This is a genomic window from Plantibacter sp. CFBP 8798, assembly GCF_014841195.1.
GTDB classification, from domain to species: Bacteria; Actinomycetota; Actinomycetes; order Actinomycetales; family Microbacteriaceae; genus Plantibacter; species Plantibacter auratus.
This window is the reverse complement of record NZ_JACYTS010000001.1, coordinates 478248-504102: the sequence shown is the minus strand read 5'-3', so window position 1 is coordinate 504102 and position 25855 is coordinate 478248. Positions and strand designations below refer to the sequence as shown.

At 70.0% G+C, this 25855-nt stretch carries 30 protein-coding genes; 17 read left to right on the top strand and 13 right to left on the bottom strand.

The features are described 5' to 3' along the window. Nucleotides 1-60: 60 nt before the first annotated feature. On the bottom strand, nucleotides 61-594 hold the full coding sequence (locus IFU30_RS02350; RefSeq protein ID WP_192004167.1) for a hypothetical protein: 534 nt from the start codon (nucleotides 592-594) through the stop codon (nucleotides 61-63). Nucleotides 595-627: 33 nt separating this feature from the next. Beyond that, the gene (locus IFU30_RS02345; RefSeq protein WP_192004166.1) at nucleotides 628-996 is read right to left on the bottom strand and encodes a VOC family protein; all 369 of its coding nucleotides are present in this window, start codon (nucleotides 994-996) and stop codon (nucleotides 628-630) included. 63 nt (nucleotides 997-1059) lie between these two features. Here IFU30_RS02345 and IFU30_RS02340 point away from each other — a divergent pair, with 63 nt between their 5' ends. Then, complete coding sequence (locus IFU30_RS02340; protein WP_192004165.1) at nucleotides 1060-1506, top strand: MarR family winged helix-turn-helix transcriptional regulator; 447 nt, start codon at nucleotides 1060-1062, stop codon at nucleotides 1504-1506. 8 nt (nucleotides 1507-1514) lie between these two features. Here the strand turns inward: IFU30_RS02340 and IFU30_RS02335 are convergent, their stop codons facing one another. Beyond that, nucleotides 1515-2645 (bottom strand): epoxide hydrolase, encoded by a 1131-nt coding sequence (locus IFU30_RS02335; RefSeq protein ID WP_192004164.1) that lies wholly within the window; start codon nucleotides 2643-2645, stop codon nucleotides 1515-1517. 107 nt (nucleotides 2646-2752) lie between these two features. Between IFU30_RS02335 and IFU30_RS02330 the strand changes: the two genes are divergently transcribed. Together IFU30_RS02330 and IFU30_RS02325 are read left to right on the top strand one after the other, a co-directional pair. After that, a complete protein-coding gene (locus tag IFU30_RS02330) occupies nucleotides 2753-3334 on the top strand; it encodes a helix-turn-helix domain-containing protein (RefSeq protein ID WP_124768119.1) in 582 nt (193 codons plus the stop codon). After that, nucleotides 3331-3888, top strand: a complete 558-nt coding sequence (locus IFU30_RS02325) for a hypothetical protein (protein WP_079704568.1) — start codon at nucleotides 3331-3333, stop codon at nucleotides 3886-3888. Before IFU30_RS02330 ends, IFU30_RS02325 begins: the two co-directional genes overlap by 4 nt. Before the next feature lie 41 nt (nucleotides 3889-3929). On the opposite strand, the gene IFU30_RS02320 is transcribed toward IFU30_RS02325, so the two are convergent. From IFU30_RS02320 to IFU30_RS02310, 3 genes are read right to left on the bottom strand one after another with little or no spacing between them, the layout of a single operon-like run. Then, nucleotides 3930-4898 carry an NAD-dependent epimerase/dehydratase family protein gene (locus IFU30_RS02320; protein ID WP_192004163.1) on the bottom strand — a complete coding sequence of 323 codons (969 nt, stop codon included), beginning with the start codon at nucleotides 4896-4898 and terminating at the stop codon, nucleotides 3930-3932. Next, nucleotides 4895-7570, bottom strand: coding sequence for an alpha/beta fold hydrolase (locus IFU30_RS02315; RefSeq protein WP_342450790.1), 2676 nt, complete (start codon nucleotides 7568-7570; stop codon nucleotides 4895-4897). The genes IFU30_RS02320 and IFU30_RS02315 overlap by 4 nt, the downstream gene beginning before the upstream one ends. After that, nucleotides 7564-8550, bottom strand: coding sequence for a 3-oxoacyl-ACP synthase III (locus IFU30_RS02310; protein WP_194718740.1), 987 nt, complete (start codon nucleotides 8548-8550; stop codon nucleotides 7564-7566). The genes IFU30_RS02315 and IFU30_RS02310 overlap by 7 nt, the downstream gene beginning before the upstream one ends. 228 nt (nucleotides 8551-8778) lie before the next feature. Here IFU30_RS02310 and IFU30_RS02305 point away from each other — a divergent pair, with 228 nt between their 5' ends. Beyond that, nucleotides 8779-9852 carry a hypothetical protein gene (locus IFU30_RS02305; protein ID WP_192004162.1) on the top strand — a complete coding sequence of 358 codons (1074 nt, stop codon included), beginning with the start codon at nucleotides 8779-8781 and terminating at the stop codon, nucleotides 9850-9852. 82 nt (nucleotides 9853-9934) lie between these two features. Continuing rightward, nucleotides 9935-11161 (top strand): pyridoxal phosphate-dependent aminotransferase, encoded by a 1227-nt coding sequence (locus tag IFU30_RS02300; protein ID WP_056009747.1) that lies wholly within the window; start codon nucleotides 9935-9937, stop codon nucleotides 11159-11161. Between the two features lie 78 nt (nucleotides 11162-11239). On the opposite strand, the gene IFU30_RS02295 is transcribed toward IFU30_RS02300, so the two are convergent. Then, complete coding sequence (locus IFU30_RS02295; RefSeq protein ID WP_192004161.1) at nucleotides 11240-11908, bottom strand: YitT family protein; 669 nt, start codon at nucleotides 11906-11908, stop codon at nucleotides 11240-11242. A gap of 91 nt (nucleotides 11909-11999) precedes the next feature. Here IFU30_RS02295 and IFU30_RS02290 point away from each other — a divergent pair, with 91 nt between their 5' ends. Further along, complete coding sequence (locus IFU30_RS02290) at nucleotides 12000-12491, top strand: Lrp/AsnC family transcriptional regulator (RefSeq protein ID WP_192004160.1); 492 nt, start codon at nucleotides 12000-12002, stop codon at nucleotides 12489-12491. A gap of 22 nt (nucleotides 12492-12513) precedes the next feature. On the opposite strand, the gene IFU30_RS02285 is transcribed toward IFU30_RS02290, so the two are convergent. Then, a complete protein-coding gene (locus IFU30_RS02285; protein WP_197977361.1) occupies nucleotides 12514-13749 on the bottom strand; it encodes an MFS transporter in 1236 nt (411 codons plus the stop codon). Nucleotides 13750-13832: 83 nt separating this feature from the next. Here IFU30_RS02285 and IFU30_RS02280 point away from each other — a divergent pair, with 83 nt between their 5' ends. Continuing rightward, complete coding sequence (locus IFU30_RS02280; RefSeq protein ID WP_064295809.1) at nucleotides 13833-14147, top strand: ArsR/SmtB family transcription factor; 315 nt, start codon at nucleotides 13833-13835, stop codon at nucleotides 14145-14147. A 62-nt stretch (nucleotides 14148-14209) separates the two neighbouring features. Next, nucleotides 14210-14566, top strand: a complete 357-nt coding sequence (locus IFU30_RS02275; RefSeq protein WP_192004158.1) for a DUF7882 family protein — start codon at nucleotides 14210-14212, stop codon at nucleotides 14564-14566. A 284-nt stretch (nucleotides 14567-14850) separates the two neighbouring features. Here IFU30_RS02275 and IFU30_RS02270 read toward each other — a convergent pair whose 3' ends face one another. Beyond that, the gene (locus IFU30_RS02270) at nucleotides 14851-15372 is read right to left on the bottom strand and encodes a MarR family winged helix-turn-helix transcriptional regulator (RefSeq protein ID WP_079704559.1); all 522 of its coding nucleotides are present in this window, start codon (nucleotides 15370-15372) and stop codon (nucleotides 14851-14853) included. A 131-nt stretch (nucleotides 15373-15503) separates the two neighbouring features. Here IFU30_RS02270 and IFU30_RS02265 point away from each other — a divergent pair, with 131 nt between their 5' ends. From IFU30_RS02265 to IFU30_RS02250, 4 genes are read left to right on the top strand one after another with little or no spacing between them, the layout of a single operon-like run. Next, nucleotides 15504-15806 (top strand): hypothetical protein, encoded by a 303-nt coding sequence (locus IFU30_RS02265; protein ID WP_079704558.1) that lies wholly within the window; start codon nucleotides 15504-15506, stop codon nucleotides 15804-15806. 7 nt (nucleotides 15807-15813) lie between these two features. Next, on the top strand, nucleotides 15814-16365 hold the full coding sequence (locus IFU30_RS02260; protein ID WP_079704557.1) for an RNA polymerase sigma factor: 552 nt from the start codon (nucleotides 15814-15816) through the stop codon (nucleotides 16363-16365). Then, nucleotides 16362-16979, top strand: coding sequence for a hypothetical protein (locus tag IFU30_RS02255; RefSeq protein WP_240773496.1), 618 nt, complete (start codon nucleotides 16362-16364; stop codon nucleotides 16977-16979). The genes IFU30_RS02260 and IFU30_RS02255 overlap by 4 nt, the downstream gene beginning before the upstream one ends. Then, nucleotides 16979-17362, top strand: a complete 384-nt coding sequence (locus tag IFU30_RS02250) for a hypothetical protein (protein ID WP_192004157.1) — start codon at nucleotides 16979-16981, stop codon at nucleotides 17360-17362. The genes IFU30_RS02255 and IFU30_RS02250 overlap by 1 nt, the downstream gene beginning before the upstream one ends. Nucleotides 17363-17368: 6 nt before the next feature. On the opposite strand, the gene IFU30_RS02245 is transcribed toward IFU30_RS02250, so the two are convergent. Continuing rightward, the gene (locus IFU30_RS02245) at nucleotides 17369-18307 is read right to left on the bottom strand and encodes a DMT family transporter (protein ID WP_192004156.1); all 939 of its coding nucleotides are present in this window, start codon (nucleotides 18305-18307) and stop codon (nucleotides 17369-17371) included. Between the two features lie 72 nt (nucleotides 18308-18379). Here IFU30_RS02245 and IFU30_RS02240 point away from each other — a divergent pair, with 72 nt between their 5' ends. Both IFU30_RS02240 and IFU30_RS02235 read left to right on the top strand, forming a co-directional pair. Next, nucleotides 18380-19303: a LysR family transcriptional regulator gene (locus tag IFU30_RS02240; protein WP_192004155.1), complete on the top strand. Its 924-nt coding sequence runs from the start codon at nucleotides 18380-18382 to the stop codon at nucleotides 19301-19303. Nucleotides 19304-19393: 90 nt separating this feature from the next. Beyond that, nucleotides 19394-20575: an alcohol dehydrogenase catalytic domain-containing protein gene (locus IFU30_RS02235; RefSeq protein WP_079704553.1), complete on the top strand. Its 1182-nt coding sequence runs from the start codon at nucleotides 19394-19396 to the stop codon at nucleotides 20573-20575. 84 nt (nucleotides 20576-20659) lie between these two features. Here the strand turns inward: IFU30_RS02235 and IFU30_RS02230 are convergent, their stop codons facing one another. Together IFU30_RS02230 and IFU30_RS02225 are read right to left on the bottom strand one after the other, a co-directional pair. Continuing rightward, a complete protein-coding gene (locus tag IFU30_RS02230) occupies nucleotides 20660-22096 on the bottom strand; it encodes a glucose-6-phosphate dehydrogenase (protein ID WP_192004154.1) in 1437 nt (478 codons plus the stop codon). Nucleotides 22097-22486: 390 nt separating this feature from the next. Beyond that, nucleotides 22487-23287 (bottom strand): sugar phosphate isomerase/epimerase family protein, encoded by an 801-nt coding sequence (locus IFU30_RS02225; RefSeq protein WP_079704551.1) that lies wholly within the window; start codon nucleotides 23285-23287, stop codon nucleotides 22487-22489. Between the two features lie 188 nt (nucleotides 23288-23475). Between IFU30_RS02225 and IFU30_RS02220 the strand changes: the two genes are divergently transcribed. After that, on the top strand, nucleotides 23476-23661 hold the full coding sequence (locus IFU30_RS02220; RefSeq protein ID WP_192004153.1) for a hypothetical protein: 186 nt from the start codon (nucleotides 23476-23478) through the stop codon (nucleotides 23659-23661). A gap of 23 nt (nucleotides 23662-23684) precedes the next feature. Here the strand turns inward: IFU30_RS02220 and IFU30_RS02215 are convergent, their stop codons facing one another. Then, entirely contained in the window at nucleotides 23685-23888 is a 204-nt protein-coding gene (locus IFU30_RS02215; RefSeq protein WP_079704549.1) for a three-helix bundle dimerization domain-containing protein, read from the bottom strand. Nucleotides 23889-24102: 214 nt separating this feature from the next. Between IFU30_RS02215 and IFU30_RS02210 the strand changes: the two genes are divergently transcribed. Both IFU30_RS02210 and IFU30_RS02205 read left to right on the top strand, forming a co-directional pair. Beyond that, nucleotides 24103-24546 carry a YciI family protein gene (locus tag IFU30_RS02210; protein ID WP_191940091.1) on the top strand — a complete coding sequence of 148 codons (444 nt, stop codon included), beginning with the start codon at nucleotides 24103-24105 and terminating at the stop codon, nucleotides 24544-24546. A gap of 37 nt (nucleotides 24547-24583) precedes the next feature. Next, entirely contained in the window at nucleotides 24584-25843 is a 1260-nt protein-coding gene (locus IFU30_RS02205; protein WP_192004750.1) for an RNA polymerase sigma factor, read from the top strand. Nucleotides 25844-25855 lie beyond the last annotated feature (12 nt).

Sequence of the window (25855 nt, the reverse complement as noted above, 5' to 3'; positions counted from 1 at the left end):
AGTATGCGCCTCGATCCGGCGGCCGGCACCCCGTTGACAGCGCTCTGACACCGACACCCGTCAGCGCGGTTCCCAGGCCAGGACGACCTCGAGGAGCTCAGCTCGCGACAGCCCACTGTCCACCTGGAGGACCGGCTGCGGCAGGGTCGCGAGCCAGGCCTCGTGCGACGCCCGACTCCGGCCGTCGAACGCAGGGTCGTCGTAGCCGCTCGCCCACTCACGGAACTCCCGCCACGCGCGGTCGTCGTGCGGTTCGCCTGCCCGCCGCTCGATCTCTCGGGCCTCCAGACGCCGCAGCCGCTCCGCCGGATCGAGGGTCACGAAGACGATCGCGTCGCACTCGGCGACGATCTCGTCGCCCCAGCCGGGCATCGAACCCGACAGGACCCACGCCTCGCGCGGCACGAACAGCTCGCGCATGAGCCGCACCCGCTCCGCGTCAGAACGCTTGGTGACGTAAGGCGGGTCCGTCGGCACCCAGAAGTAGTCGTCGGCGTCGGCGTGCGGGACGGACCAGTGATCGGCGAGCGCCCGCCCGAGCGTCGTCACGCCACTACCACTGGCGCCCATCACGTGCACTCTCGATCGTCGCATCCGTCCATTCTGACGCGTCGGGCACTGAACAGCTCAGGCGCGGTCGTGGAGCGTCAGCTGGTAGCCGTCGGGGTCGGCGAAGGTGAAGGTGCGACCGAACGGGCCGTCGATCGGCGCCGAGACGATCGCGTGGCCGTCGGCGACGAGGGTGTCGTGGATCTCCTGGACGTCCGTGGCGTGCAGCCAGATCGCCGCGCCGATCCCAGGCTGGGGCGCGGAGGCGAGATCGGTTCCGGGGACGATGTCGCGCAGGGCGAAGGCGGTCGGCGTCGTCTCGAAGACGACCGCATGCGGCGGGCCGGCCTGCGAGCGGACGAGGCCGAGGTACTGCTCGTAGAAGGCCTGCGAGGCGTCGAGGTCGGTGACCTGGAGGGAGATGAAGTCGGGTCCGGTGACGGGCATGATGTGCGTCCATTTCTCTTGTGTCAGTTATCTGACACACTCAGTCTATGTCAGAATACTGACATGAGTCAACGCGGGATCGAACTGGACACCTCGCTCGGGTACCTCCTGAAGGAGGCGTCGAGCGCACTCCGCTCAGCCATGGAGGCGGTGCTGCGGCCACTCGGCATGACGATCACGCACTACTCCTGCCTCGAACTCCTCGCCCAGCGACCTGGACTGTCGAACTCCGACCTTGCCCGCGGTGCCTTCGTCACCCGACAGTCGATGAACGTGCTCCTGCAGGCCCTCGAGCGCGACGGCTTCGTCAGCCGCCCCGAACAGGCGCCCGTCGGCAAGGCGCTGCCGACCCGGCTCACGCCGCTCGGTCGTGAGCACCTCGCGCAGGCGACCGCTGCCGTGCGGTCGGTCGAGGTCCGGATGCTGAGCGGCCTGAACGCCGATCAGCAGCGGGAGGCACTCGCCCTCCTGCGCAGCATGATCCGATCACTTCGCGACGACGAACGCTGAGGCACCCGTCAGTCGGTGATGGGAAGGGTCTCCACGAACGCCTGGATCCGGTCCGCAATCGTGACCGGCACCTGCCAGGCCGTGAAGTGCGCGCCGCGGTCCAGCTCCTCCCAGCTCCGGATGTCGGTGTACGTCCGCGCCGCGTAGGAGCGCGGGAGTCCGCGTTCGCCCGTCTGCACGGCGACGGCCACGGGCACCTCGATCAGTGGGAGTTCAGGCCGCTTCGGGTGATCGCGATACGGCCGGAACGATGACCCGACGCTCTGCGTGAACCAGTACAGCGAGACCGTGGTCAGCAGCTCATCGTCGGTCCACCAGTCCCCCTCGCCCGCCCACGCGAGGAGCTTCTCCGCGATCCACGCGGCGAGGCCCACCGGCGAGTCGTTGAGGGCCGTCGCGAGGATCTCGGGCCTGGTGGCCTGCACCCGGGCATAGGCGAGACCGCGAGCCCACTCCTGGTCGTGTCGATCGAGCCAGTCCTGCTCCTCGGCGGTGAGGTCGCGCGCTCGGGACGCAGATGGGAAGGCGGCGTGCGTCGCGAACTGGCCGATGACCGATTCGGGATACAGGGCCGCGAGCCAGTCGCTCGTCGTCGACCCCACGTCCTCGCCGTAGGTGAGGTAGCTCGCGCGCCCCAGCACCTCGGTCATGAGTGCGTGCATGAGTTCGGCGACCACCGGGCCGGTGAACGGCCGGTCCACGAGAGGCGCCGAGAACCCGTACCCGGGCAGCGAGGGGACGACGACCTCGAAGCCGAGTGTCCGGCCGTCGCCGAGGTCGACCGTGCGTCCTGCGAGTTCCCTCGCCAGCGGCAGCATCTCGACGAAGGAGTGCGGCCAGCCGTGGAACGCGATCACCGGGACCGTCACCGTGACGCCGTCCGGCGCCGGTAGCCGCGCGACATGCAGCCGCTGGCCGTCGACCTCCGCCTCGAACTGCGGCACCTCCTGCAGCTCCCGTTCGATGCGCCGCCAGTCGAAGCCGTCCCGCCAGTGGTCGACGAGTGCCCGCAACCGGTCGACCGAGAGGGCGCTCTCCTCGCCCGCGTCACCGATCGCGGCGGGGAGACGAACCGTGTCGAGTCGCCGTCGCAGGTCCTCGAGGTCGGCATCGGGCACCTGGATCCGGAACGAACGCATGCGCTCGACGCTAGGGCAGACGTCCGACAGGGATGAAGATGCGCAGCGACGGTGTTCGATCACGATGTTCGGGTATCATTTAGCTATAGCTAATGATCGGGGAGTCGATGAGTACGCTGATTCGGGACACGATGAGCGCGGCGGGGACGAGCGGGGCCGAACTGGCTCGGCGCCTGCACGTCACGCCTGGGGCGATCTCGCAGCTCTTGAAGTCCGAGGAGGACGCGACGATCAAGCTGGCATCGCTCGAGCGGGCACTGCGCGCCCTTGGGAAGGACATCGTCATCAACGCGGTCGAGTCGTCATCACCCGCCGCTCGGTTCTCGCCCGCCGGAGTCTCCCAGGCGATGAGCGACGCACTCCTCGAGGGAGATCGCACGTTCGCCCTCCGCCTGCTGACGCAAGCGGCGCAGAAGGTCGCAGTCGAGCCCGACCTTGCGACTGATCCGCTGTTCGCCAGACCTCCAGAGCAACTCCCGGATACCGGATGGGACACCCTGTTCCGTGCCCATTACGGCCGAGCACTGCCTGATGCGCTCACCGCACGATGGCCCGAGCTGACGCCGCTGCCCGAGCCATGGTTCGTCTCCCAGTTCGACAGCCTGCGGGAGCGTGCGCGCACCCGCTCGCCGGAGCACTTGCGGCGCCTCAACATCTTCATCGACGAGCAGAGCCTGAGCCGCGCGTGAACCGTGAGCCGCAGTTGGATCCGGGTTTCGTCCGCCAGTTGATGCGGGAGCTCGAAGGCGCTTTGACCGAGCGGAAGGTGAACGGACGAATGTACGTGGTCGGAGGGGCTGCACTGGCTCTGCAGTACCCGGACGATCACGACATACGTGTGACGACCGATGTCGACGCGGTCTTCTGGCCAGACGTTGAAGTGCGAGAAGAAGCAGCGAGGCTGGCGGAGCGCTATTCGCTTTCGCCGACCTGGTTGAACTCGAATGCAAAGCCGTTCATCCCGGACGGCCGAGGAGACGTCAGGGCACACTCCGAAGGCTTCGTCGTCGCTCTTGCAGATCCGAAGGTGCTCGTCGCGATGAAGCTCGCGAGCGCTCGGGAACAGGATCTCAGTGACCTCGTCTTGCTGGTGAGACACCTGGGGATCACCGCTGCGGAAACCCTCGTCGACATCGCCTTCGACATCTATGGCGAGGAATCGATGAGTCTGACGGACAGCCGAGAAGACGTGTACCGCCTGGCCGTGGACGTGTTGGCTGCTGCCAAGCGCTCAACGGGCTGACCGACGCTACCCCCTGAGCGCATGAACGGGAGGAGAAGACCTCAGGCGCGGTAGTGCTCCGCCAGGCGTTCGAGTCCCTCGTAGATCGAGACCGCTGGGGTCCAGTGCAGCGCGCTGCGGGTCTGACGCTGGTCGAACCAGTGGGCGGTCGACAGCTGTTCCGCGAGGAAGCGCGTCATCGGCGGCTCATCGGCGCCGGGGCGGATGCTCCACAGGCGCTCGACGAGCCCACCTGCGGCCCGGGCGACGCCGGCGGGGACACTGAAGGCGGGCGGCTTCACACCGGCAGCACGGCAGATGCCCGCGAGCAGCTCGCCGACCGGACGCGGCTCCCCGTTCGTCACCACGAACGCACGACCGTGTGCCGTCTCCGCATGCTCGAGTGCCGCCGCGATCGCCGACGCCGCGTTCGCGACGTACGTGCTGTCGATGAGGGCGGTTCCGTCGTCGAGCAACGGCAACCGGCCGCGGCGTGCGCGGTCGACGATGCGCTCGACGAGCTGCGGGTCGCCCGGGCCCCAGACGAGGTGCGGCCGCACGACGACGACCGCGAACCCGCGACGGTCACGTTCGAGGGCGAGGAGCTCACCCTTCGCCTTCGTCCGCGCGTACTCCCCGCGTGCTGCGTCCGGGTCGGCCGGTTCCGCACCGACACCCACGAGCGCCGAGCCACCGTGCGCGACGGACGGCGAGGAGATGTGGACGAATCGTGAGACGCCCGCGGTCTCGGCGGCGTCGAGGACGACCTCGGCCCCGGCGACGTTGACGCGCTCGAACTCCGCCGGGTCACCCGCCAACGAGACCTTCGCGGCCAGGTGGACGACGGCGTCGACACCGTCCATGGCCGTCTCGACGACCGCCGCGTCGGTGATCGACCCGCGCACTTCCTCGACATCGGTGAGCGCCGACGGGCCGCGCTGCAGGACGCGGACGTGGTTGCCGGCGCGGAGCAGCTCCAACGCGACCTCGCGGCCGAGCATGCCGCTCGCGCCGGTCACGAGGACCGTCACGGGGTGCTCAGCCGTTCACCGGCCAGGATGCCTTCCGCCCACACCGACAGGCGGGTGCGGTCGATCTTGGAGTTGTGGCGGATGTCCGTCGGCAGCTCGGGTACGACGAACACCGCGACGAGCGGCTGCGTCGAAGCGTCCCGCACCTGCGCGGCGAGCTCCGCCTCAGCGAGCTGGACCCGCTTCGTACCCGTGGTCGTCTCGACGATCGCGACGCACTGGCGGAGACCCGCGGGGCCGACGCCGACGACGGCGGCGCGGCGAACGAGCGACACGGTCTCGATCGCCTGCTCCGGTCCGACCGGAGCGATCGGTCCGTCCTGGGTCGCGATCACGTGCGGCAGACGGCCCTCGATCCAGAGGCGGCCGTCGGCGTCGAGATGCCCGACATCGCCGGTGCGGTGCCAGCGTCCGTCATCGGCGACGTCGCGGACAGCGGCCCGGTCGGTCAGCCAGAGCCGGTCGTACTGCGATTTGAGGTGCTCCGCCGAGATGATGACCTCGCCGAGGCGATCCGCGTCCTGCGTCGGCGCACCCGTGGCGCGTCCGGCCTCATCGAGTGGGCTGATGCGCACGTCGACGCCGCCGATGGGCGTCCCGACGCACACACCCGTGTGCTCGGTGTCCTCGTCGGGCAGCGTGTCGAGGGTGATGTCCGCGACGAGCAGGCACTCGGTCATGCCGTACACCGCGTGCGCGGACGCGTTGGGCAGGACGCCCACGAGTGCCGTGAGGAGCTGGCGACTGACGGGCGCGCCCGTCGAGAGCACGGTCCTGACGCCCTGGAGCGCCTGACGGTCCGCGCTGTCGAGCGCGTCGGCCGTCGCGACCACGTTCAGGATGGCGGCCGGCGAGAGGAACACGATGTCGGCATCCGTCTCCGCCACGGCCGCCGCCACAGCGCGGGCCGTCAGCGTGCGTGGCGAGGAGATGTCCATCTCAGGCGTGGAGGAGCGGGCACCGAGCGCCGGACCGAGGAGGGCGAACGGAGCGAAGCCGGTGACGAGTCCCGAATCGGCGGTGATCGCGAAGTGGTCCGACAGGACGTCGCGGAGCGACGACAGCTGGGCGTGGGTGTACTTCACGCCCTTCGCCGGGCCGGTCGATCCAGAGGTGTACAGGATCGCCGCGAGGTCGGTCGGGCCGGGTTCGCTGGGCAGCTCAGGCGTCGTGCGGGTGTCGAGCAGGTCCTTGAGGCTGTACGAGACGCCGAGCGCTGCTGCTGTCGCGCCGGGGAGGCGGGCGGCTGAGACCTTCACGCCGGGCCAGCCGAGCGCCCGGGCTGCGGCGAGGCCCTTGGTCTCACCGATGACGTAGGCGGGCCAGGCACCGCGCACGGCTCGGTGGAGTCCCTTGACGCCGAGACCGGCGTCGGCGACGACCACGACCGCACCGATGCGCAGGCAGGCGTAGATGACGGCGGTGAGCGTGGCGCCAGGCGTGACGAGCAGCGAGACGCGGTCGCCCCGTCGCACACCGATGCGGTGCAGGCCGGCGGCCAGGCGGGTCACGCGGTCGTCGAGTTGCCGCCAGCTGACGCGACGGGCCGCACCCGAACCGCGCTGTTCGACGATCGCATCGCTGTCGTCGGTGCACCGCTCGTCCAGTCGCCGCCAGAGCGGTTCGAAGTCGGGCTGCTCGGCCGCGGCGGCGGACTCCACCGGCGTGGCTTCGACAGGCGCGCCCTGCGGCAGGCTGTCGTCGAGCCAGGTGAGCAGCGATTCGGCGACGGGGGCGTCGTCGATGACGAGGTGGCCGGCACCCTCGAAGCGGTGGACCTCGGCGTGCGGAAGGCGGTCGGCGAGGTCGTCGAGGTAGCGGTCGCTGAAGATCGGATCGCGGGGGCCCCAGAGCATGACGGCCGGGACACGGAGCTGGGCGACGTCGTCGGCGAGGCGCTCGAGGCGCGGGAAGCTGACGTGGTCGGGCGTCGCGGGGATGTCGGCGACGAACGCACCGATCCCCCGACGGCGGGCCGGCGACCCGTACGGGCTCCGGTAGGCGTCGCGGACGTCGCGGTCGAGCGGCGGTGACGCGAGGGAGAGCGTCGTGTCGAGGAACGCCGTGGTCTGGACCGATCCGGCACCGAGCATGCCTCGAGCGCCGGCGAGACGCAGCGGCGCGGGGATCGCCGTGCCCTCCGGGTGATGCACGGCGGTGTTGAGGAGCATCGAGCCGACGAGCTCCTCCGGGTGCTCCGTCGCCCAGCCGAGGGAGATGACGCCACCCCAGTCGTGGCCGAGCGTGACGACGGGACCGGTGATGCCGAGCGCCTCGGTGAAGGCGGCGAGGTCGGCGATCCGCTGTTCGAGGGTGCGGGTGGTCTCGGTGCGCTCCGACCAGCCCATCTCGAGCTGGTCGACGGCGACGACGCGCCAGGCGTCGCCACCGGAGGACGCCTGCTCGACCGACTGCGTGACGAGCGAGCGCCACAGGTACGACCACGTCGGGTTCCCGTGGACGGCGAGCACGGTGCCGACCGGTGTCACGCCGGCTTCGGCGAGCGCGGAGGCGGTGTCGAGGTAGTGCCAGTTGCGCGTGGTGCCGTCGTCGGCCAGGCGGCCGGGGACGTCGATGCGGTGGGAGAAGGCGGCGGGCAGGCCGGGCAGACCTGCGGCGCGCACCCCCATGGTCCGCAGACCGACGTTCGCGGCGACGGTGCCCGCTACCACGCGAGTTCCATGAGGCCGGTGTTCAACCCCGAGCCGACGCCCATGAGGAGGACGCGGTCGCCTTTGTTCAGGGTCGACTGTTGGTCGGCGAGGGTGATCGGGATGGAGGCCGGTCCGACGTTGCCGAGGTAGGGATAGGTGACCGGCACCCGGCTGCGGTCGAGTGACGCGGCCTTCACCATGGAGTCCGTGTGGATGGACGACACCTGGTGGGTGATGTAGCGGTCCATCTTCGACCACCGCCACGAGTCGCCGGCGGCTTCCTTCCACGCGGAGACGACGAGGTCGAGCCCACCCTTGAGGAGTGCTCGGGCGTCCGTGAACATGCCGTCGACGCTGCCGACGCAGAGGTGGTTGAACTCCGTCGCCGCGCGGGTGACCCCGCCGAGGATGCGGTGTCCCTCGGGGTGACGATCGGCCGGCCCGATGACGGCGGCGGCTGCTCCGGAGCCGAGCGTGAGAGAGGCGAACTCGCTCATGAAGTCGTCACGGTCGATGGTGCTGCCGCTCAGGCGCTCGATCGTGTTGGCGTGGACCTCGCTCGCGTCCTCACCGTTGACGATGAGCGCGTACTCGATCTGTCCGGACTCGATCATCGCGGCCGCCATCGTCATACCGGTGACGAACCCGAGGCAGGCGTTGGCGATGTCGAAGTTGATGGCCGAGCTCGGCAAGCCGAGGCCGTCGTGGATGCGGACGGCGACGGAGGGCTCGAGGTGCTGTCTCGTGACCGAAGTGTTGATCATGAGGCCGATCTGCGACGGCGAGATGCCGGCCTCGGCCAGCGCACGGCGTCCGGCCGACACGGTGGCGTCATCCGAGTTCTCACCGGGTCCCCAGTGTCGTCGCTCGACCACACCGGCGACGCGTCGCAGGATGCCCTTCGGGAGGCGGGCGCGTTTCATCGCGGCCGCGAGGCCCTCTTCGATCTCGACCGAGGTCACCACTGCGGACGGCAGCGTGCTCGCCACCGACAACATGGCCACATTGTCGAATCGGGTAGTTGCGTTTCCGGTCACGATTCCTCCGTGCCTCTGACCAGGCAGTCTTGACCGCCAGCGTCTGACGGTACTCCTCTACCCTGAACGTGGACGAATCGTGTCCCCGACGTTGACAGCGGGCGTCCAGCCGGACAGCGCGCGGGGCGTCCGCCTAGGCTGGTGGGCGCGGCCCGTTCCGCCGGTGCCGCCCGATCGGAGGATGTCACGATGGTGGTCCGGCCCTACTGGTTGAAGCGTGCGAGCATCGAGGACTTCGAGGCGGCCTACGACCCCGAGACCTGGCCCTCGTACACCGATTCGACCGGGCTGCCGCTGTTGGCCGAGGCGATGTCCAACCAGGATCCGGCGACGCGCGCGTTCATCGCCGGGCGGCTCCTTGACGACGGGGCGGATGCGACGGTCGTCCTCGACGAGGGGTACACGCTGCTGCACGTCCTGCTGGCGCAGCGCGCCCGGGACCCCGAGGTCGACCCTCCGCTCGTCCGTCGCCTCATCGCCGCCGGTGCCGACGTGAACCGGCCTGCCGGACGACACCAGCGCCGCCCGGTGGAGGAGGTCGACCACCCGAAGCTGTCCGAAGCGGAGCTCGAACCCTACTACCGTGCGTTCTTCGACCAGCCGGGCCTCGAGCTCCTCGCGCCCGACCCGCACGGGCACTCGGTGCTCGACCGCGCGCGCTCGAGTCGCTTCCGGCGGCCGCAGCTGTTCGACCTGGTGACGGTGTATCTGGATGCGGCCGGACTCGCCCCCGCCGCCGAGGCGGTGACCCGCACGGCGACATGGCAGAACCTCGACGAGCTCCGAGCCGTCTACACCCCAGGCCTCGCGTCCGCGGTCGACGAGAACGGCGACAGCCTGCTCCACGCCGTCCTGCGCAATCCCGACCTCACCGTCCGCTCCACGTTCGTCCCGCAGCTGCTGGCCGACGGTGCCGACGTCGCCCTGCGCACCGCCGAGGGCGACAGCGTCCTCCACCTCGCGCTCGACCGCTCCGGCGCGCGGGACGCCGAGCAGGACGCCGGGGTGCTCGGCGCACTCATCACCGCGGGTGCCGACGTCAACGCGTCCTCACCGGCGAACGGCGTCCCGCTGACCGCACTCGCCGGGCAGGGCAACTTCCCCGAGAACCGACTCGAACCGCTCTACGACGTGCTCCTCGCCGCGCCCGGCCTCGACCCGGCCGTCGTCCTCGCCGACGGCCGGACCGCGCTCGACGTCGTCCGCACGGCGCGGCCTCCTCGTCCGGTGCTCCTCGCCCGCCTCGAGGCCCTTGCCGTCTGACACCGGAGCCGACCGACCGCGGGAGCCGCGATCCCTGAATCGGCATTGTCGTGCGCTCACATCCCCGCAGTAGCCTGTGGGGATGACCACCCGCCGCACCCTCGACCAGTCCTCCAAGCTGAAAAGCGTCCTCTATGAGATCCGGGGGAAGGCCCTCGTCGAGGCCGTGCGTCTCGAGGCCGACGGGCACCGCATCCTGAAGCTCAACACCGGCAACCCCGCGATCTTCGACTTCGAGGCACCGCACCAGATCGTGCGCGACATGATCGCCGCGCTCCCCCACTCCCACGGGTACAGCGACAGCCGCGGCATCCTCTCCGCGCGTCAGGCCGTGTCCTACCGCTACGAGGAGATGGAGGGGTTCCCCCGGGTCGACCCGGAGTGGGTGTTCCTCGGCAACGGCGTCTCCGAGCTCATCACGATGACGATGCAGGCCCTCCTCGACGACGGCGACGAGGTCCTCATCCCCGCGCCCGACTACCCGCTGTGGACCGCGATGACGAGCCTCGCGGGTGGCACGCCGGTGCACTACCGCTGCGATGAGGAGGCGGACTGGGCGCCCGACATCGAGGACATCCGCTCCAAGATCACGCCGAACACCAAGGCAATCGTCGTCATCAACCCGAACAACCCCACGGGCGCGGTGTACTCCCGCGAGGTGCTGGAGCAGATCGCCGGCGTCGCACGCGAGCACGGGCTGCTGCTGCTCGCCGACGAGATCTACGACCGCATCCTGTACGACGACGCGGTCCACATCCCGATGGCGACCGTCGCCCCAGACCTCCTCTGCCTCACCTTCAACGGCCTGTCGAAGACCTACCGCGTCGCCGGCTACCGGTCCGGCTGGCTCGTCATCACGGGGCCCCGCGACCACGCGCGCGGCTTCCTCGAGGGCATCACCCTCCTGGCGTCCACGCGCCTGTGCCCGAACGTGCCCGCGCAGCACGCGGTGCAGGCGGCGCTCTCCGGCGTGCAGTCGATCGACGCCCTCATCGCACCCAGTGGTCGCCTGCTCGAGCAGCGCGACGCCACCTGGGCCGGCCTCAACTCGATCCCCGGCGTCTCGTGCACCAAGCCGATGGGGGCGCTCTACGCCTTCCCGCGTCTCGACCCCGAGGTCCACGAGATCCACGACGACGAGCAGCTCGTCCACGATCTGCTCGTCGCGGAGCACATCCTGCTCGTCCAGGGCACGGGCTTCAACTGGCCGGACCCCGACCACCTGCGGGTCGTGACCCTGCCCGAGGAGCGCGTGCTGACGGACGCGATCGAGCGGCTCGGGAACTTCCTGTCGTCCTACAAGCAGTAGGCGCACGACAGCAGGACATCAGCGCGGTAGCAGGATGTTGTCGAGCAGCACGTCCTGCTGCCGGGCGGATCTCCTGCCCTAGACGCCGAGGTAGCGGCCCGGCCGGTGGTTGAGCGCGAGGATGAGGTTCAGCAGGACCGCACCGAGCGCCGAGACGAGCACGTTGAGCGGCGGCACGGCGACGAGTGACACGAGCACCACCACGGTGTCGACGGCCATGAGCACGTAGCCCGCGCGGATGCCGAATCGGTCCTGGAGGATCAGCGCGACGATGTTGAACCCACCGAGACTGGCTCGGTGTCGGAACAGGATGAGGATGCCGACGCCGCAGAGCACGTTGCCGACGACGGCCGCGTAGAACGGGTCGATGTGCCCGACCGGCAGGAACAGCGGGTGCGCCCCGGACAGGACGGACACGAGCACGATCGCGCCGCCGCTCCGCAGCGTGAACACCCAGCCCTTGCCGCGGATCGCGAGCAGGAAGAACGGCAGGTTGATCGCGATGAACAGCACCGGGAACGGCACGGGCGCGAGGTAGCTGACGAGGAGCGACAGGCCGGCCGTCCCGCCGGTCACCGCCGAACCGGCTTTCAGGATGAAGAGGCCGAACGACACGACCGTGACGCCGACGAGCAGCCCGAGGATGTCCTCGACCGCCCCGTGTCGGACTGGAGACGGTGCCGGGGCAGGTGTGGAGGGAGCCTGCTGCGCGCTCGACGTCGCGGCGCTCGGCTGCTGGGTGCTCATTCCGCCAACGATGCGTCAGCTCGTCTTCTTGCGCAACACGAGTAGAGTGCAGTGGTCATCGTGCTCGATTCCCAGCCAGAGAGTGAGCAACATGCCTCATCCTGCGACCATCGACCACCTCGACGCGCGCATCCTGACTGCGCTCGACGACGACCCGTCCATGACGGCGCTCGCCCTTGCGCGCACCCTCGGCGTCGCGAGGAACACCGTCCACGCCCGTCTGCGCCGACTCGAGACAAGCGGCGCACTGGCCGCCCCCAGCCGACGGGTCCGACTCTCGGCGCTCGGCTACCCGCTGACCGCCTTCATCGAGATCTCCATCCGTCAGGACCTCGCGACCGAGGCCTATGCGGCCCTCGAGTCGATCCCGGAGATCGTCGAGGTGCACGCGACCACCGGCGACGCCGACCTCTTCGCGAAGGTCGTGGCACACGACACGGAGGACCTGCACCGCATCGCGGGCGTCCTCCTCGCTGCCCCTGGCGTGGTCCGGACGAACACCAAGGTCTCCCTGATCGAGGTCATCCCGTACCGATCGTCGAGCCTCCTCGACCGCCTCGCCGAGGAGCCGTCAGCGCGCTGAGGTCGTTAGCGGGCTCGAACCGTCAGCGCGCCGACCGGGCGCGCACCACGGCGGCCGTGCCCGCGGCGATCGCGACGACCGTGCCGTAACCGAGCACCGTGGCGTGGAGCCCGATGGCCGAGGCGAGCAGGCCGGCGATGACGGCCGGCACGCCGAAGGACAGGTAGGCGACGATGTACAGCGCCGCGAACAGCTCAGCGCGTTCGTCGGCCGGCGCGAGCGGGACGAGCGAGGCGATCGTGCCCATGAACGCCGTGCCGAACCCGGTTCCGGCGATCACGACGGCGACCACCGCGACCGGGAGCGACCCGAGGATCAGGGCGACGAGCAGGAGCACGGTCCCGGCGGACAGCGCGGACGCCCCGTAGACGGCCGCGACGACGGGTCGGCGACGGTGGAGCACCGCGGCCGCGACGGCCCCAGCGGCCGGCAGCAGCCCGATGAGGAGTGCCCCTCCGAGCTGGCCGTCCACGCCGAGCTCCGTGTGCATGATGCTCGGCCCGAGGGAGAGGAACAGCCCGCCGGTCGCCCATCCACCGAGCACGATCGGGATGCTCACGACGAAGAGCCGTCGAGCGTCGACCGGCACGGCGGCGCGAGGACGGATGGCGCGCGCCCACCCGGGGGTGCGGGCCGCGGTCTCCGGCACGATCCAGATGGACGCCGCGATGAGCAGATAAGCGATCGCCAGCGGTAGGAACGTCCAGCTCGACGGGTCGGCGACCGTCTGCAGCAGGACGCCCGCGAGGATCGTGCCGGAGGCGAGACCGACCATCGGGGCGATGGCGTTCAGCAGGGTCGCCGCTCGTGGCCGCTCGGGCGGGGCCAGATCGATGATGGTCGCCGACAGGGTCGAGAGCAGTGCCCCGCTGGCGAGGCCTTGGAGCACGCGGGCGAGGTACAGCAGCGCTCCTGAGTCGACGTGCCAGAGGAGCAGCATGCTCGCGGCGAGCACGATGAACCCGGCGGTGATCACCGGGCGGCGTCCGAGATGGTCCGAGACCGAGCCGATCGTGAGGAGCGCGACGAGCAGGGCGAGCGCGTAGGCCGAGAAGGCGATGGTGACGCCGATCGGGCCGATGCCGAGCCGCTCCTGGAGCTCCGGGTAGAACGGTGACGGAGCGCTGGCACCGGCGAGCATGAGTGTGCTGCCGAGCCCCGCGAGGACGAAACCGAAGCGACGGCGCGGCAGCACGGGCGCGCCGTCAGCCGTGGTGGGCACGGGTCGGGTCGGGGGTGACGGGGTCGTCGTCTGCACGGGGCGGGCATCCTTCGGTTCCAAAAATGTCGAACGATTGGACGATACGCGCTTTCCGCTCATTGTTCAACTATTATCGAACCATGCCCGCACCAGCCGATCTCACGCACCCCGACCGCGAGGCGATCGAGCTGCCGGCCGTCCTCTTCGCGCTCAGCGATCCGGACCGACTCGAGATGGTGCGGCAGCTCCGGGACGGACCGATGGACGCCGCGAACTGCACCGCCCTCGACCCCACGATCCCGAAGTCGACGAAGTCCCACCTCATGAAGGTGCTTCGCGAGGCCGGCGTCATCCGGAACGAGCCGAACGGTCGCCACCGCACGCTCACCCTGCGGCGTGACGACCTCGACACCCGGTTCCCGGGTCTGCTCGACGCCGTCCTCGACGCCGACTGACCAGCAATCCCGCCCCTGGCATTCGCGCCGCATCGACGGGAGCTGCCAGAATTGTCGGCGCGGTGATCGACCGCGCAGACGACGACAGGGGGCTGGGGAACATGGGAGCGCTGCGGTACGGGAACGAAGCACTCGAACTCGAGGATCGGACCCTCGCCCATGTGCAGATGGTCGTCGTCTCCAAGCTCCGCAAGGGCGAGGCGTTCCTCCTCTCCTGGACGATCGACCCCGCACACGGCTCGGGCCGCTACGCGATCTGGATCGAGACCGGTGTCCCCATCGTCTTCCGGTTCACCGGCTCCCGCCCGGTCGCACTCAACCGCACCTGGTTGCAGGCCATGCTCGACCGCACCTACACGCCCGCTGGGCTCGAGCTCATGCCGGAGACCGACTACCCGGAGCTGTCCGCCGACAACTGAGGCACCGCCACCAGCACGATCCCGAGTAGCACAAGCGATCCGACCGTTCAAGCATCGGTCGTCCGACACGTGCTCGATTACCATCGGATCATCGAAGGTCGGGGACTTCTGAGAGTCGGCTCGAGCGGTGCCTGGAGGGCCCGCAGCGCGCGGTCGAAATCGTCGAAGACATTCGGAGGCGGGTCACACGGATCAGACCGTGCGGCCCGCCTCGCTGTCTCCCCTCAGACCAGGTGGGGAAGACCGAGTGGCCTCCCGGCCCATCGACGCCTCAGAGCCGCGGCTCAGTGCTGCGGCTGCCCCTCGGGCTCGGTGCGGTCGATCGAGTCGACGGCCTCGCGCATGCGGTCGAGGAAGTCGACGATGCCGGCCGCGATCTCCGGTTCGATCCCGGTGGTCGCCTCCATCATGCGGTGGTGCATGTGGCTCAGGGTCTTGCGGACCTCCGAGTCGGCGAAGTCGGTGGTCGAGACGGTGACGCGGCGACGGTCGGTCTCGCTCGGCCGACGGACGACGTGACCCGCCGCCTCCAGGCGGTCGAGCATGACCGTGACCGATGAGGTCTTGATGCCGAGGTAGGCACCGAGATCCGTGGGGCTGACGAGGCGGTGCTCCTGCTTGGCGCGCAGCATGAACCGCAGCGCGAGGAGGTCGTTCTCGCCCATGTGCATCTCGTCGCGGGTCCGACGACGCATGGCGGCCTCGGCGGCACGGTACAGACGCATGGCCTCGAGCATGCGGCGGCCGCGCTCGTGCTCGTCCTGTTCGTACCAGTAGTGCTGCGCGTCAACGGCTTGGGCGGTCATGAATTCCAACAGTAGTGGTTCTCGTAACGAGATTGTCTAGCGGAGTCTGGATCGCGATGTCAAGTGGGGTACATGCAGACGCATGAATAGCTAGATTCTCTAACAACACGAACGTTGAGCAAGGAGCAGTCATGAGCACGGTGTTGGAGCGAGGCACGGGGACCACGGTCTCCTGGGCCGAGCCGGACGCGACCCTCTGGGTCGCCTCGGTCGACGGCGAGTACGCCGGCATGGTCGAGTTCCGGGACGGCCGCTTCGTCGCCGCCTCGAGCACCGGCAAGGATCTCGGGGTCTTCGTCTCCCTGCTCCGCGCCAAGGAGGCGGTGGAGAACGGCCCGGCGAAGACGCTCCAGTTTCCGTACGTCGCCGCTGTCGCCGCGTCCGCGATCGTGTCCGCGACCGCCGTCGCCTTCACCGCGTTCGCCGTCCTCTAACCACTCCGTGAAGCGCTCGCTCGAGGTGCTCCCGGACGGCATCCTCGCCGAGCGCGCCGCCGACGGAGACGCCACCGCCTTCGAGGTCCTCGTCTTCCGGCACGGTTCGCTCATGCGCGCCTACGCCGTCCGCGTGCTGGGCAACCAGTCGGAGGCGGAGGACGTCGTGCAGGACGTCCTCATCCAGGCGTGGGGCCAGCTGGACCGGCTGAACGACCCGAACGCGGTGAAGTCCTGGCTGATGCGCATGGTCTCGAACCGGGCGATCGACCGCATCAGACGCCGCCGCGAACACAGCGAGATCGAGGATTGGAATGCCCCCGCCCCGTCCCATCAGTCCCCGGAACGGGTCGTCGAGGTGCGCATGCAGATGAGCGCCCTCGCATCGGTCCTCGACCGACTGCCCGCCATGCAGCGCGAGTGCTGGATGCTCAAGGAGACGGGCGGGCTGTCGTACGTCGAGATCGCCGAGTCGCTCGGGGTCCCGACGTCGACGGTGCGCGGCCAGCTCGCGCGGGCCAGACAGACCGTCCTGCGGGAGATGGAGGTGTGGCGATGAACGACGACGACCACGAGTCCATGCTCGACGGCCTGGCCGGCGCCGACCTCGACGGGCACACCATCGACGAGCTCTCCGACTACCTCGACAGCGGCCGTGAGCCCCTCGACCCCGGCATCGAAGCCTCCCCCGGTTGCCAACTCGCCCTCGACGCCCTGCTCCGGCTGCGCACCCAGACCTGGGCGCTGCTCAAGTCGGAGGCGGCGACGCACTCCGAGCAGGACCGCTCCTGGATGCACGCGGTCCTCCAGAACATCTCACTCGAGGCGCACGCCGGTCGGGACATCCCACTCAGGCACCCGGACCCCGAGGTGCACCTCCGTATCACGGAGGGCTCCGTCCGCACCCTGATCCGCGGGGTGGGCGACAGCGTCGGCGGGGTCATCGTCGGTCGGGTCCGGCTCGACGGCGATGTGACGACCCTGGACGCGCCCATCACGGTGGCGATCACCGCCTCGGCCGCGTTCGGCAACAACCTCGAACGGCTGTCGCAGCTCATCCGGGATCGCGTCGTCGCGGAACTGGCCACGCACACCGAGCTCAACGTGGTCGCCGTCGACGTCACGATCATCGACATCCACACGCAGCGCGTCGCCCGGCCGGAGGACTCCTGATGGACACCGATGCCGCACTCTCGCAGCAGCTCACCGCCGTCGTCGCCGCGACACCGGGGGTCACGACGGTCTACGCGTCCGGGTCGCCGATCCGTGCGGTCCTGCGGACCGTCGCCGACGCGGTCGGGCGTGACGACGACAAGCCGACGAAGGTGGCCGTCGGTCGCGGAGCCGACGGCGCGCTGACGATCGGCGTGACCATCGGCGTGACCGACGGGGCTCCGGTCCCGGCGACCCTCCGTCTCGTCGGCGATGCGATCGGCAAGGTGCTCGCGACGTCGACGGAGGGGACGCCGATCCATGAGATCGACGTCCGCGTGTGCCGGATCGAGGACGCAGCACCGCTGGGAACGCCGCTCACGGGCGCGACGACCACACCGTAGACCCCGTCAGACAGGCGCCGGCTCCTGCTGCACCGTGGGTGCCGTGCCGGTCGTCCGCGCGCGGTGGCGGCGTTCGATCGCCTGGCCGACATAGCTCGCCACGATGATCAGCGCCGCACCGAGCGCACCCAGCGCGCCGATCACCTCCCCCGCGATGAGCACGCCGACGAGGAGCGCCCAGACGGGTTCCGTCCCCATGAGGATGCTCGCGCGCGACGCCGAGGTCCGCCGCACCGCCCACAGCTGGACGACGAATGCGAACACGGAACACAGCAGACCGAGGAACAGCACGTCCAGCCAGCCGCGCAGATCCAGCAGCGTGACAGCCGCAGCGAGACCGTCACCGGCGATGAGGCTGAACGCCCCGGCGCACACGAGCATCTGGACGAACACCACGCCGAGCGTGCTGTCGGTTCGACCTCGCGTCAGGTGCGCACTCGACGTCACGTGCACCGCACGGACGACGGCGGCGGCGATCACGAGCGCGTCGCCCGCGGTGGGTGCGCGGAGACCGCCGTCCGACACGAGCAGCGCGACACCGACCACGGCTGCGACCGCGGCGACGAAGTAGGACCTCGGGAGCCAGGACCGCGACGCGACACCGTCGAGCACCGGCGTCATGACGAGCGCGAGACTGATGAGCAGCCCGGCGTTGGTCGCCGAGGTCAGGTGCACGCCCCACGTCTCGAGGCCGATGATCGCGGCCTGCGAGCAGCCGAGTGCCGCCGCGATCAGCAGGCCCCGTCGGCGAGGGAGCCGCTCCCGCCGCACGAGGCAGATGAGCCCGATGGCGATCACCGCCACCAGGAACCGCAGGGCGACCGCCGCCGGCACACCGGTGGCGGCGGCGAGGTCCTTCGCCGCGAGGAAGCTGGCGCCCCACACCGCCGCGACCCCGACGAGCAGCACATCGACGATGAGTTCGGAGGGTGCGCGGCGGGCCATGCCGCTACTCTCCTGGAGACGGACACGACAGAACAACAGGCAGTGTCTGGATCGACGATGAAGGAAACACTTATGGATCCCGCGCGCCTCCGCCTCCTCCGCGAACTCGGCGACCGTGGCAGCGTCGCCGCGGTCGCCGCAGCCATGCACGTCAGCGCCTCGGCCGTGTCGCAGCAGCTCGCCGCGCTGCAGGCCACCATGCCGGTGCCGCTCACCGAGAAGCACGGGCGCCGCCTCGTCCTCACCGAGGCCGGCGAAGCCCTGGCCGTCGCCGCCGCGCGCGTCGAGGAGGCACTCGCCGAGGCGAGGGACGCCGTGGACTCCTTCCTCCAACACGAGCAGCGCCCCGTGAGCGTCTCCGCGTTCCACAGCGCGGGGCTGGCGTTCTTCGGACCGCTGCTCGCGAGCGGCCCCATTCCCGGAGCCGATGCGACCGGTCCGGTTCCGCGCCTCATCCTCGCCGACGCCGACGTCGCGCAGGACCGGTTCGCCGGGCTCACCGCCGACTATGACCTCGTCATCGCCCACCGCCTCCCGAACGAACCGGCGTGGCCGCTCGACCGCCTCGTCGTGACGCCGCTGCTCGTCGAACCCCTCGACATCGCGATGCACGAGGCGCATCCGCTCGCGGCGCGGTCGGAGCTGCGACCGGAGGATCTGCGCGACGAACGCTGGATCTCCACGCACGAGGGGTTCCCGCTCGCCGGCGTCCTCCATCACCTGGGCGCACTGAGCGGCCGGGCGCCGCGGATCGACCACCGTATCAACGAGTTCTCGGTCGCCGCCCAGGTCGTCCGCACGGGGGCGGCGATCGCCGTCATGCCGCGCACCACGGCGGCACCCTTGGCCGTCGACGGCATGGTCCTCCGACCGGTCGCCGGCGCGGTCCTCGTCCGGCACGTCGACGTCCTGGCGAGACCGGAGGCGATGGCGCGATCCGCGGTCCGGTCGGTGCTCGCCAGCCTCCAGCGCGTGGCCGCCGACGCAGCACGCTGAGCTCGTATCAGCCCTCCGACGAGACGTCCACCCCCAGTCGCCCGACGTCCAGGAGGCGCAGGGTGGAAGGACAACGACGAAGGAGCATCCATGCGCGCACTCACGTACCAGGGTCGCCGTTCGGTGTCGGTCGAGACCGTCCCGGACCCCGCGATCACCGCCCCCACCGATGCGATCATCCGTGTCACCTCGGCAGCCATCTGCGGCTCCGACCTCCACCTCTACGAACTGTTCGGCCCGTTCCTCGACCGCGGCGACGTCCTCGGCCACGAGACGATGGGTGTCGTCGAAGCCGTCGGCTCGGAGGTCACCCGCGTCGCGGTCGGCGACCGGGTCGTCATCCCGTTCACCATCGCGTGCGGCGAGTGCTTCATGTGTCGCAACGGGCTGCAGTCGCAGTGCGAGACGACCCAGGTCACCGAGCACGGCAGCGGCGCCTCCCTCTACGGCTACACGAAGCTCTACGGGCAGGTGCCGGGCGGACAGGCCGAGTTCCTGCAGGTCCGACTCGCCGACGCGAACTGCATCGTCGTCGGTCGCGACCTGCCGGACGAGTCCTACCTCTACCTGAGCGACATCCTCCCGACCGCCTGGCAGGGCGTCGAGTACGCCGAGGTGCCGGACGGCGGCTCGATCACCGTGCTCGGCCTCGGCCCGGTCGGTCAGCTCGCGGCTCGCATCGCCAAGCACCGCGGTCTCGAGGTCTTCGCCGTGGACCCGGTGCCGGAGCGCCGTGCCCTCGCCGAGCGCTACGGCATCCGTGCGCTCGACCTCTCGGACGACGTGGTCGCGGAGCTCCGCGACGCCACCGGCGGACGCGGCCCGGACGGGGTCGTCGACGCCGTCGGCATGGAGGCCCACGGGTCACCGATCGCGGCTGCGGCACAGACGGCCGTCGGCGTGCTGCCCGACGCGATCGCGCGACCGGCCATGGAGCACGCCGGCATCGACCGGCTCGCCGCCCTGCACACCGCGCTCGAGCTCGTCCGCCGTGGCGGCGTCGTGTCCCTGAGCGGCGTCTACGCCGGTGAGGCGGACATCATGCCGATGAAGTCGATGTTCGACAAGCAGGTGTCGCTCCGGATGGGTCAGTGCAACGTCGCCCGCTGGATCCCGACGCTGCTCCCCCTCGTCGAGGACAGCACCGACCCGCTCGGTGTGCTCGACCTCGCGACCCACCGCGTGCCGCTCGCCGAAGCTCCGGCGATGTACGAGACCTTCCAGAAGAAGGAGGACGGCTGCATCAAGGTCGTCCTGAAGCCGTCGGCGTAACCGCCCTCAGCACGAAACGACCCGCGCCGATCATTCGGCGCGGGTCGTTTCGTGTCAGGCGCTCAGCAGTGCGTCAGGGCCCGGTCACCAGTCCGTCGGACCGGCACTACCCGCCTCGTACTCCTCGAGCGGCGTCTCGCCAGCGGCCCAGGCGGCGACGACCGGGGTGACGATGCGCCAGCACTGCTCGGCGATGTCGCCGCGCACCGACAGCAGCGTGTTCTCCTGCAGGAGGCCGGCGAGCACCTGCGCGTAGGCGCTGAGGGTCGCAGCTCCGGGATCGGCCTCGAGCTCGACCCGGCGCAGGCCGTCGACGTCATCGGCTCCGGTCACGATGAGGTCGAGGTGCACCGCACCGCCCTTGAGCGACATGCGGAGGACGGTGTCGGAGTGTCCGTCCGGAGCGTCCAGTCCGGTCGGCGCAGCCGAGCGGCGGAAGTGCACGGCGACCTCGCGGCGCGGGTCACCGATGCCCTTGCCGGAGCGCAGGACGAACGGCACGCCCTGCCAACGCGGGGTGTCGACCTGGAGCAGGAGCTGTGCGAGCGTCTCCGTCTCGCGGGAGGCGTCGACGTCGGGCTCGTCCACATAGGAGGGGAAGAGCCGGTCGCCGACCCGGCCCTCGGTGTAGCGGGCGCGACGGGCAGTCGACGGATCGTCCTTCCACAGTCGCACGGCGCCGAGGACCTCGGCGATGCGGTCGTGGACGTCGGTCGGCGTCACCGCGTCCGGACGCTCCATCGCCGTGAGGGCGAGGACCATGAGCAGGTGGCTCTGCAGCATGTCGCGGAGCGCGCCGGTCTGGTCGTAGAACGCCGCACGCCCCTCGAGCCCCAGCTCCTCGTCGTAGAGGATCTCCACCTTCTCGATCTGTTCCGCGTTCCAGCCCGCCTCGAGGAGTCGGTTGCCGAAGCGGAGGCCGAGCATCCCGAGGACGGTCGCGTTGCCGAGGAAGTGGTCGATGCGCCACAGACGCTCCTCCGGCACGACCTCGGCGAGCGCCGCGTTGAGCGCCTGGGCGTCGGCGAGGTCGTCACCGAAGGGCTTCTCGATGGCGATGAGGAGGTCGTCGGGCAGGTCGATCTGCGCGAGCGCCTCGGCGACCTTGCGCCCGGCGGACGGTGGCAGCGCGATGTAGAGGATCGGCGAGCCGGTGCAGGCGTCGAGCAGTGCACGCAGTTCGTCGGGGTCGGAGGCGTCGGTCGGGATGAACTCCGTCGTCGACACCAGCGCGTCGACGGTCCGGGCGCCGATGCCGGCGTCCTCGAGACTGGCGCGGACGGTCGCACGCCACTCCTCGTTCGGCTGCGGCGTGCGGGCGGCGCCGATGATCTGCAGCGAGATGTCGCGTGCGGCGTCGACGACCTCGCCGAGGCCGGGGATCAGGAGCCGCTTGGCCAGGTCGCCGTTGGCGCCGAGGATGGCGATGGTGCGCTTCGTCGGTTCCAGCGACTCCGCGTCCGGGATGCCGGGCACGGTGTCGGGATCGGGCTGGGTGGTGGTGTCGGACTGGTCGCTCATGGTTCCATCCTGACCGAGCCGCCGCCGATCGTCCTGGGGTTGCGCACGCCCGCGCCCCGGTCACTGAGCCAACTTCGGTCACTGAGCTAACTTCGGTCACTGAGCTTGTCGAAGTGCCCCCGAGCACACGTCCACGGCCACAGAACGACTCCCCGTAGGCCCTTCGACAGGCTCAGGGAACGGGCGCCCCGCTCACCGAGCCGACCTCGGTCACTGAGCCGACCTCGGTGACTGAGCCAACTTCGGTCACTGAGCTTGTCGAAGTGCCCCCGAGCACACGTCCACGGCCACAGAACGACTCCCCCTGGGCCCTTCGACACCTCGACAGGCTCAGTGCGGCGCAGCTCAGGGAACGTGCGCCCCGCTCACCGAGCCTGTCGAGGTGCGCGCCTACTTGTCGTTCTCGGCGAGCCAGGCGTAGGACTCGGCGACGCCGCCGAAGATCTCCTTGCTGTAGCCGTCGAACTCCACGACGCGGGTCGCGTGCGGTGCGGCAGCGAGGATCGCCGGGATGTCGACCTGGCCCTGACCCGCGGGCTGCTGGTTCGCGAACGCCTGGGCGAGCGCGTCGGGCACGACGAGCGCACTCTCGCTGCTCGGCAGTGCGGTGGCGATGTCACCGGAGATGATGCCGTCCTTGATGTGCAGGAACTGCACGCGGTCACCGAGCGAACGGAGGAACGCCGGGGTGTCGGCACCGCCGACCGTCGACCAGAAGGTGTCGATCTCGAGGACGACCTCGGGCGACAGCTGCTCGACGAACAGCTCGAAGATCGGGCGCCCGTCGACGTGGGTCGAGAACTCCCAGTTGTGGTTGTGGTAACCGAACTTCAGGCCGGACGCCGCTGCTTGGACGGCGAGCTCGTTGACGCGCTCGGCGAGACGTGCCGCGTCGTCGGCGGTCTGCCAGCGATCGGTGGGGATGAAGGGGTCGATGACCGTCCCGATCCCGAGCCGCGATGCCGCGTCGAACGCGACCGCCGGGTCGGCGGCGTCGATGACGGGCGCGTGGCCGGACGGGGCCGTGACACCAGCGGCGGCGAAAGCGGTCTCGAACTCGGCAGCGCGCTCGACGAACGCGTATGGCTCGACCTTCGTGAAGCCGATCTCGGCGATGCGGGCGACGGCGCCCTGCAGGTCCTCGGCGATGGCGTCGCGGACGGTGTACAGCTGCACGGACGGTGCGCTCATGGGTACTCCTTCGTAGCTTCGGGCGGGCACCGACGGGCGATCGGATCGGTGACGGACACCGAGCCGGACCGCTTCTGTCGACTCATCGACAAAAGTACCCGAGCCGAGTCTATCGACAGAGACTGGGCGCGCGGGTGGCCGGGCACTCATAGTCTGGAGTTTCGACCGACCACCAGCGAGGGGGCACCATGGCAGACCTGGACCGGACGAGGCGGAGATCACCACGCCGCGCGATCGTCATCATCGGCGTCCTCGTTCTGATCGCCGTCGTCCTCTACGCGCTGACCCTGAACCCGAACGTGTTCATCCTGCTCGTCGTCTGCATCGTCATCGTGGTCTCGATCGAGGCGCTGACGAGCAGACCTGACCGGTAGCGATCCGCCCGGCGACGGGACCGTTACTTCTCGGCGCGCTTGAGGGACTTCTTGACCGCACGCTCGGCGAGGACGGTCACGTAATCCTGGACCGGGCGTTCGGCGAGCGCGCTGACCTCTTCGCGCACGAGCTCGCCGATCCGAGCGGAATCGACCCCCGAGTACTTCTCGCTCAGCTTCGCAGTGAGCTGACGGATGATCTCTTCGTGGTCGATCTCAGTTGCCATGGACTCAGTATCAACCCACAGTTGTTGCCTGGGCTGTGAATCGCGACTTCCGTCCGCCGCTGTTCTCCCGCCGGACACCTGGCCGCCGCGATCCGTTCACCCTCCCCATCGGGCACCCGCCGAGGATATTCTGACCGCGATGTCGATTTCCGTGTTCGCCGTTCGACGTCAGAGTGAGGCGGGCGATCAGCGCCCCTGACGACAGGAGAAGACGATGTCGAAGTACATGCTCATCATGCGCAACAGCGGGTCCGTCGAGAAGCTCGAGGACATGGACTTCGAAGCGGTCATCAACGCGATGGGCGCCTACAACGAGTCGATGATCAACGCCGGCGTGATGGTCGGCGGCGATGGCCTCACCGACGCCGCACAGGGCGCCGTCGTCGAGTTCACGACCGAGGCGCCGATCGTCACCGACGGCCCCTACGGCGAACTCCACGAGCTCTTCAACGGGTTCTGGACAATCGAGGTCGCCACCCGCGAGGAGGCCATCGAATGGGCCGGCCGTGCGCCGCTCGGCCCCGGCAACAAGATCGAGGTGCGCCGTGTGACCGACGAGACGGACTTCGCCGACCACGCCGACAACGAGTACCTCCAGAAGGAGCAGGAGTGGCGGGCGCAGGAAGGTGTGGCGAAGCCGGCGGCCGACCCGGCCTGAGCACGACCGACGCGAGACGGACATGACCGACGCCGACATGACCGACACCGGCGCGGCGGACGGCGATGAGGCCGCCCGCCGCGTGGTCGACAGCGTCTGGCGGATCGAGAGCGCGCAGATCGTCGCGACCCTCACGAAGCTGACGGGCGACCTCGGCCTGGCGGAGGACCTCGCTCAGGAGGCCCTGATGGAGGCCCTCGAACACTGGCCGCGCGACGGCGTGCCGCGCACCCCGGGTGCGTGGCTGACGATGGTGGCCAAACGTCGCGCGATCGACGGGTGGCGACGTCGGGCAGCCCTCGATGAGCGGTACCGCTCGCTCGCCCGTGACCTGGAGCAGGCGAGCGACCTCGACTGGGAGCCGATCGGGGACGACGTGCTGCGGCTCGTCTTCACCGCCTGCCACCCGGCGCTCTCGCGGGAGTCGCAGGTGGCGCTGACGCTGCGGGTCGTCAGCGGGCTCACCACCCAGGAGATCGCCCGGATGCTCCTCGTCCCGGTGCCGACGGTGCAGGCGAGGATCACCCGTGCGAAGAAGACGCTCGCCGCGGCGAACGTCCACTTCGAGGCGCCGGACCCGGCCGAGTGGCCCCGGCGCCTGTCGGCCGTCCTCGGCGTCGTCTACCTGCTCTTCACCGAGGGGTACGCGGCGACGAGCGGACCGACCTGGATCCGCGCCGACCTCGCGAACGAGGCCCTGCGGCTGGGCCGACGCCTCGTCGCGCTCGTCCCCCGCGAGCCGGAGGCGCACGCGCTCGTCGCCCTCATGGAGTTCCAGGCCTCACGCTTCGCCGCCCGCGTCGCACCCGACGGCTCCGCCATCCTGCTCGCCGACCAACACCGCGAGCGCTGGGATCGGGCGCAGATCGTTCGCGGGACGGCAGCACTCAGCCGCGCCGACGCCCTCGGCCGGGGACGCGGCGCTTACGCACTCCAGGCGGCCATCGCGCAGTGCCACTCGGTCGCTCCGAGCGTGGACGCGACGGACTGGGAGCAGATCGTGATCCTCTACGAGACGCTCGGACGGATCGCCCCGAACCCGGTCGTCGAACTCAACCGCGCGATCGCGGTGTCGATGGCGACCGGCCCGGCGACGGCGCTCCGCATCGTCGACAGCCTCGCCGACGATGCGTCGCTGCGGGGGTCGCATCTCATCCCGAGCGTCCGCGGCGAACTGCTCGCACGGCTGGGGCGCATCGAGGAGGCGCGCTCGGAACTCCTGACCGCCGCGCACCTCGCAGCGAACGACCGTGAGCGCGACGTCCTGCTGCGGAAGGCCGCCGAACTGCCGCAGTGAACCGCGTCTCCT